The organism is Pokkaliibacter sp. MBI-7 (assembly GCF_029846635.1).
Classification (GTDB): domain Bacteria; phylum Pseudomonadota; class Gammaproteobacteria; order Pseudomonadales; family Balneatricaceae; genus Pokkaliibacter.
This window is the reverse complement of record NZ_JARVTG010000003.1, coordinates 101,067-107,690: the sequence shown is the minus strand read 5'-3', so window position 1 is coordinate 107,690 and position 6,624 is coordinate 101,067. Positions and strand designations below refer to the sequence as shown.

General features: G+C 56.2%; 6 protein-coding genes. 2 read left to right on the top strand and 4 right to left on the bottom strand.

Annotated elements, in window-relative coordinates; translation table 11 throughout:
* Positions 1–198 precede the first annotated feature (198 nt).
* The gene (locus QCD60_RS30395) at positions 199–402 is read right to left on the bottom strand and encodes a hypothetical protein (RefSeq protein ID WP_279781329.1); all 204 of its coding nucleotides are present in this window, start codon (positions 400–402) and stop codon (positions 199–201) included.
* Positions 403–621: 219 nt separating this feature from the next.
* Between QCD60_RS30395 and QCD60_RS30390 the strand changes: the two genes are divergently transcribed.
* Positions 622–756 (top strand): hypothetical protein, encoded by a 135-nt coding sequence (locus QCD60_RS30390; RefSeq protein ID WP_279791168.1) that lies wholly within the window; start codon positions 622–624, stop codon positions 754–756.
* A gap of 206 nt (positions 757–962) precedes the next feature.
* Here QCD60_RS30390 and QCD60_RS30385 read toward each other — a convergent pair whose 3' ends face one another.
* A complete protein-coding gene (locus QCD60_RS30385; protein ID WP_279791166.1) occupies positions 963–1,895 on the bottom strand; it encodes a hypothetical protein in 933 nt (310 codons plus the stop codon).
* Positions 1,896–2,189: 294 nt separating this feature from the next.
* Here QCD60_RS30385 and QCD60_RS30380 point away from each other — a divergent pair, with 294 nt between their 5' ends.
* Complete coding sequence (locus tag QCD60_RS30380) at positions 2,190–2,489, top strand: hypothetical protein (RefSeq protein WP_279781324.1); 300 nt, start codon at positions 2,190–2,192, stop codon at positions 2,487–2,489.
* A 3-nt stretch (positions 2,490–2,492) separates the two neighbouring features.
* Here the strand turns inward: QCD60_RS30380 and QCD60_RS30375 are convergent, their stop codons facing one another.
* Together QCD60_RS30375 and QCD60_RS30370 are read right to left on the bottom strand one after the other, a co-directional pair.
* Positions 2,493–3,347 carry a hypothetical protein gene (locus QCD60_RS30375; protein ID WP_279781322.1) on the bottom strand — a complete coding sequence of 285 codons (855 nt, stop codon included), beginning with the start codon at positions 3,345–3,347 and terminating at the stop codon, positions 2,493–2,495.
* Between the two features lie 338 nt (positions 3,348–3,685).
* Positions 3,686–6,601, bottom strand: coding sequence for a conjugative transfer ATPase (locus QCD60_RS30370; RefSeq protein WP_279781320.1), 2,916 nt, complete (start codon positions 6,599–6,601; stop codon positions 3,686–3,688).
* Positions 6,602–6,624: the final 23 nt, after the last annotated feature.

Here is a 6,624-nt window from a genome sequence, read left to right as displayed (position 1 = left end):
TCGCCATCCGGCGCCCCGAGTGCTACGCCCACCGCAACAGGCAATACCTGAGTCGCCTGGCCCGCACCTTCTGCCTCGACTCAACCATCGACTGACTGCCTCAGCCTCCCAGGACCGCTCCCAGTCATTTCCACACAAAAACTGCCTCAGCCCTTCCACTATCACGAACTGCCACAGCCAGGCTGGCCTGCCACTGATTCAGCCAGCCTTGTACAACGGATCAGCACCAAACACTTCTTCGGGCGCCTCTGGCCACTCGGCCCGGATGACATCAAACTCTCCCTCCGACCAGCAGCGCAGAAACGCCAGTCCGTCATCCCCTGACCCCAGCTGCAACGCATACTCAATCGCGGCCACCGCAGCCACCACCGGCGCTTCCGCTGTCTCCCTCATCGAGGTCATGCACTATTCTCCTTCACCCTGTCACAGACGGTATTCCGCCATCCTGCCAAAGCCCATGCGCTGCCACAGCAAACAACCCTCACCGCCCGAAGAGGGTTTACACGCGCCGTGGCCATCATCACCCCTGCGACCAAAGGGGAAGAGGGTGGCGGGAACTGCACTGCAACAATGTGATACTCAGCAGTTACATACGTTACGCATTCACCACCGGACGGACCCATGTCACCGAACACCGCACACCCTGCCAGCCCACTGCAACAGGACGCACAGGACTACACCACCTACCAGGACTGCCTGGAGGCACTGAAGCAGACAACACTCACACGGGGAATTTACTGGGCCAGCGGTTGCTAGTGGCCCTGGTGATACTGGCCAGAGGGATACTCTTCGATACAGACGGCGTTAACCTCACTAGCTTCTGGAATGAAGGCAGTATCGCCCTAGTGCTGCACGGGTGGCCATAGCCCAACTGATCAGAACCTACTGCGTATTACCGAACTGGAGCTGCTGCCCAAAAGAACAACTGTGCCAGCAGTGTTGAGCCTCACCACCGGGGCCACTCACCCGGTCTGACAGATCAATCCCTGTGGAATCAACAGATCAAACACCTGCTGCTCAAGGCCGCACTGTAGCCCCAGATTGACCATGGCCACGGCTGATAAACAGATATAGGTCTCCTCCATCTCACGGCCACTGCACAGCGCCCATTGATAATGCACAGCCAACTGTCCCATCAGACCGGCATTAAAGGTGTCCTGATCCTGGTTCAGTATCCCCAGCAGCGCCCAGGCCATGTTCACCAGCCCCTGATACCAGCCGGACAGGGCAGGATCCTCCGGCAGTTGCCCCATGCCAAGCTGCAGTACCTGCCGGGCTATGTCCGCATAGCCCGCCAAACAGGCAGCCATGGCCTGCAGAATACTGTCAGCCATACCATCCAGCACCAGTACCTGGCGCGTGAGGCGAAGGGGGCAGGTCGGGTACTGCTGCAGGATCTCCTCCTGCAGATCACGATCACCCGCAGCCAGCGCGCATACCACCAGACGAAGGACATCACAGGCCGTCGTCCCCTGTATGAGCACCGGGTCATCATCCGGCCTTTCCTGAGCCATGCGCAGCGGCTGTAAACCATACTGACAGGCCCGTTGCCAGTAACAGCGAGCCATCTCCCAGTCCCCCATCAACGCAAAGCCGGTCCCCAGCGTTTCTGCATCCAGCGACGTGGCCACATACAACACCTCCGGCACCCCAGGTTCCAGTGCTGCACGGTGCCGGATCAGCCGTTGCTGAGCCTGACGCAGCCATTGTGTTAGCTGACTGAGAGTAGGGGAGAGACGCAGAATCCCCGCCCCCTCCGGTGACGCTGCAGACGACATTGACCCGGCACCGTCCAGCGACAGCGCCGAACGCATCCAGGCAGACAGAGAAGGAGAGGGATCACCAGCCTGAACAGCGGCAGAAGGAAAGACGAAAGCAGAAGACAAAGACACCATGACCCTCCTTGGACATCGTGAAGAAAGCACTGACTAAACTGGACTACACCAGTCATCGAAACGATTGCTAATTAAGTAAACAAGAACGTCCACCAGTTCCGGTTCATTACAGGGTCATGTCGTTTTGATGACGTTCTGCGGTTGGCTCAACTGAGGTGAGCGCCGGTTATTCAGGCTGATCCTTAGGGGAAGAGGTCATCAGTAACTCTACAAAGCGGTGTAAGGTTTCTTTGTCGAGAAGCGGGGTAAAAATGTGGACACTGGCCATTCCCTGAGTTGAAGGAGATCGAAGTCGTGTCCGAACTGGAACAAGCCCAACAGAATCCTGCCACCCTGGCAGATCAGCCCCTGGCGCCGCCACAGCCTCCCAGCCAGTGTTGCGATGAACCCCTGCTGTTTGCCATGCGCGATAACTACCACGCCTTCTCCATGCCCCTGACTACCATCATGGGGTGTGTGGCTATCGCAGAAGCCCGTGGCATACTGCCACCGCTGCCAGAGTCCTGGTGGGTAGAGGTAGGGAATGCGTACAACTGGCCGATACAACAGTGGCAGCAAGCAGGGGCTGCTACTCTTCAGCCAGCGTCAGAGTAAAACCTAAGGAATTAAACGGTGAGCGATGTCGATCAAATGCTGACGTCGCTTGCTCTCATTGCCTTCCTTGCGCATGAGGCGTTCAAGGAAGTCATGGTCAAAGACCTGACGTTCTTTGTATACGATATGGCCTTCATCAAAGCTCATTCCCTCAGACACCACCATATCCACATACTCTCCCCCCTCGCCATCAGTTTGATGATGAATGAAGCACACGTTTAGTGTCACATATTGTCCAGGCTTATTCTCCAGACGATTGTTCGCATCAAATTGAACCGCAGTGATTTTTTTCAAAATGCTTTGCTGCATTTTTTCATTGGTGATCCGGCGCTTATACATCCCCTGTGAGTTTGAAAAATACGCCAGCATCCAGGGAATATTGATGAGCGATGACCCCACATAGGTGTGAGCACTTTGTTCCAGATAGCGGGTTAGCATGGCTTCGGCCATGTTGTCGCTGATCGAAATACCTGTTGTTTTCTCAAGCACGTACACAACCCGATCAAAATGTTCGCGGAGAATCGTAAGGATTTTGTTGCTGAGAGCTCCGCCAGAAGGCCGTCTCTGTTCTCTGTCATACGTTTTTCGGGCTGCCAGCGGACAGCAATCGTACTCGAACTGACTGTAGCGAGCTAAACCTGGGATCCCATTTCTGAAGTGTTTGCCGTACGGTGCTTTATCGTTGGTATGAGTAGGGATCAGTCCTATCAGCTGAATGGGATTGTCACACGCTGGACAGACGGCGAAATGTGACCCCCCAGAGTAGTAGGGAGTTTGTTTAAGGGTGACCTCTTCAAAAGTCTCTTTATCAATTGGATAGTGCAGAGTGTCGTTGGGTCGTAGCTTGAAAATCTTCAATCGTTACCTCTCATTTTCTATGAATGATGTGTTGGTATATAGCAGTCTGCCAGACAAGAGGCGTCTGGCAATCTAGGGGGGAGTATATGTTTCCACTGTGCGTATATCGAGTGAGCGCCAGGCAGGTCTGGCCTCACTGGCCACGCTCACGCCCTGACCACCAATAACAAAGGGTGACGTGCTCACACACCGTCACCCTTTGCTGTCCCCTCCACGTTATCCTGCCCCTCACGATGCTCTGTCAGCCTACCGACTGCCGCAGTCAGGCTGGGTGTAAACTGCTCCAGCCAGCCCTGCTACGGAGTGACTGACACTCCTGCCGATACAGCTGCGCACCTTCAGTACGGGTGGGGGTACCATGCCGGCTTCTTCGGCGAATAGATCCCGTCTGGATTCAGATGCTGGCAGAGCTCGCTGCTAATGCCGGCAGAACTGTTGACTCCCAATCCCCGCGCCTTGTCCAGCTTCTGAGCGATCATCAGGGCCGCCTCCAGCTCAGAGACACCGTGCTCATCCATCAACCCCTTACGGGCTTTCTTTTCCTCCTTCTCCGTCATCCCCAACGCCAGATACAAACTGGGCGGGACTGAGCGGAACAGCATCTGCAGATTCTTGCTGAGCACCACCCCTTCGGTGTACTTGTGCTTTTCCTTCTGGGCGGACAACACCAGGTGTTTTTGATCGGCACTCAGTGTCTTGAAGCGCGCCACCTGCTCTACTTCGGCAGGCTCCATCACCAGCAGGATCCACCACTCACAAAGCCCCAGTAGCTTCTTGGCAAAGTCCGGGAAGTCGTCCATGTTCTGGGTGGCCAGCCACAACCAGGCCCCCAGCTTTCGCCACATCTTGCCGATCTTGGCCACATAGGGAGCCAGTAGCGAGTTGACCGTCACAATGTGCGCCTCATCGATAGGCACCACGATCTGCCGCCCTGAGAACTGGTCACGCTCGGCAATGTTGTTGATGTGGTTAAACAGTGAGATCAGTGCGAGGGATAACTGCCCCTCGTAACCCTCACGCGATAACGTGGCCAGATCCACCACAGTAACGTCCACTTCTGGCCAGGGGGTACCTTCTTTGGCGAACATCTCTTCCTCAAACGAGCCCGGTGCACACATGAGATCGAGCGCATCCGCCATGCCCTCGATACGTAAGCGGCGGGTCTCAGACTGATCCGGATCACGGGCCATGGCACGCATGGCGCGCTGCAGGTCCGGTGCGGTCATCTGCCGTTTCCCGGCGTACGCCTCTTCCGCTGCCTGCTGAATGGCCCGACGCACCGCCGAGCGGTCCTGCCGCTTGTACTCTTTGATTTCAGCCTCTTCACCGCCGGTAATCATCAGCCGGGCAGCCACTTCCATTTCACCCAGCACATCCCGCTGCGCATCGCCTTCATCATCATCACTGTCGTCAGCCTCATCATCGCTGATGTCATCCGGGTCATAGCTTCGTCCTGACTCGAACAACAAATGGCTGTCGGCAAAGGGGTTCAGACGTACCCCCGAACCCGGTTTGAGCGACACCTTATTGACGCTGAGCCCCAGTGACTGACAGTAGTCCGCAAACAACCCAAAGCTGTTACCGGCCTCAATCAAAAAGACACGGGGACGATGGATGGCCAGCACTTGCGTCAGCATGGCCACCAGGGTGGCGGACTTACCGGCCCCTGTCGGCCCCAGCAACAGCATGTGCGCATTTTTTGCCCGGTCAGCGGTGGAGAGCATGTCAAAGGTAAGAGGGCCACCGCCCCGGTTGAACGCCGTAAAACCGGGATTGCCGGTACCGACGGCGCGGCCAAAGATGGGCACAATCGAGGCCAGATGATCAAAGTACGCCAGATTGACATACCAGTGCTTGCGGTCCTCATGTGGCTTGTAGTTCATAGGCAGCCAGCGCAGATAGCTATTGAGCGGTGCTACCTCATGGCGCGGATCCACCATTTCGATACCTGCTGTCTGCGTGACGGCAATAATCTGGTTGGTACGCTCATTTAACTGGGCCATATCCTGACCACGGACATAGAAGGCCAATGAAAAACGGCACATTTTGTCACCGGCCAGCAGCTTACGCTGTGCCACATCACACTCTTTACGTGCCGCTGTTGCATCATTGGAATGGCCGGACGAGCTGTCCCGGATTTTATCGATATGGGCTTCGATTGAGTCCTGTGGCGTGATCACCATCGTCATGGTCATGATGGTGGACTCCGGGAGGGAGTCGAATAGCGAATTGACCATGCGGCCACGTCGCAACTCCGCCGTCAGGATGCCGGGGCGAGGTACCTGCTTGAATCGATTCATCATGATCACGCGATGGGGCATACGATCAAACAGCCAGACACCGCGATTCACATCCGATGCCGGGTGGGAATACATCAGGCACTCGGAGAAATCGTCCAGCAGCGGACTTCGCCCCTCAGGGGGCTCCTCATCGACATAGTGTGCAAGCCGGCCGAGCGCTTCCGTATCACCCTGCGTCAGCGTGGGGCAGGGGTTAAACCAGGGCAGTAGCCACTGAAACACACTGCGGCCATCACAGCGCTGGACATCGATCCCGATGGACTCCAGGTTTGCCACCAGACGGGCACAGGTGTCATTGATGTCCTGCACCGCCGTCTCAAACTCATCCTCAGTCGAGTGGCCTTTGAGGGAAAAGTTCGCCTCAAAACGTCGGTACAACACCAGGCGAGTGCGGCGGATCTGGCCACGCCAGGGGTTGCGCGTCACTGCCGTGTCCTCAAACAGCCCGCCGGGCTTACTGATCCCCCGCAAATGGCCTTCCATCTGCTTCAGATAGGCCTGAGTAAACTCGGTATCCGCGATCATGGGATCGATATAGGCATCGAGATGTTCCAGGTACGAGCTAAAGCTGGTTTCATCCTGGCAGTAAAGCTGCACTACCCAAGGCTCCGTGTCATATTCATCGAAGGATGACTGCAGTACCTGTTGCACCTGAAAACGGACGTTTTCGATAAATGCATCGTCACGCCCTTCGGTAATCACGGGCTTAAGCTCAAACACCACGCCTACCGAGCTCCCGTCCTCCAGCTCAAACACCTGATGCTTATGGTTGTAATCCACCCAGGGCAGCAGGTCGACAAAGGAGCTGAATTCCTGCCCCTTATTCATAAACGCCTGCTCGTCTGCGATGGTCATGTTTGAGCGCGAAATACGCTCATGCGTGGACCCGTCTGCCAGGGACACAACGTGTTTACCATCGCCCTGCAGAGCAAAGGCGCTCCGCAACTTCTCCATGACTCCCATCATTGCTTCCTCGC

Bases quoted from the DNA above. Each gene is read 5' to 3' on its own strand.
- QCD60_RS30385 (WP_279791166.1), bottom strand. From the start codon at position 1,895: ATGGTGTCTTTGTCTTCTGCTTTCGTCTTTCCTTCTGCCGCTGTTCAG.
- QCD60_RS30395 (WP_279781329.1), bottom strand. From the start codon at position 402: ATGACCTCGATGAGGGAGACAGCGGAAGCGCCGGTGGTGGCTGCGGTG.
- QCD60_RS30370 (WP_279781320.1), bottom strand. From the start codon at position 6,601: ATGGAGAAGTTGCGGAGCGCCTTTGCTCTGCAGGGCGATGGTAAACAC.
- QCD60_RS30390 (WP_279791168.1), top strand. From the start codon at position 622: ATGTCACCGAACACCGCACACCCTGCCAGCCCACTGCAACAGGACGCA.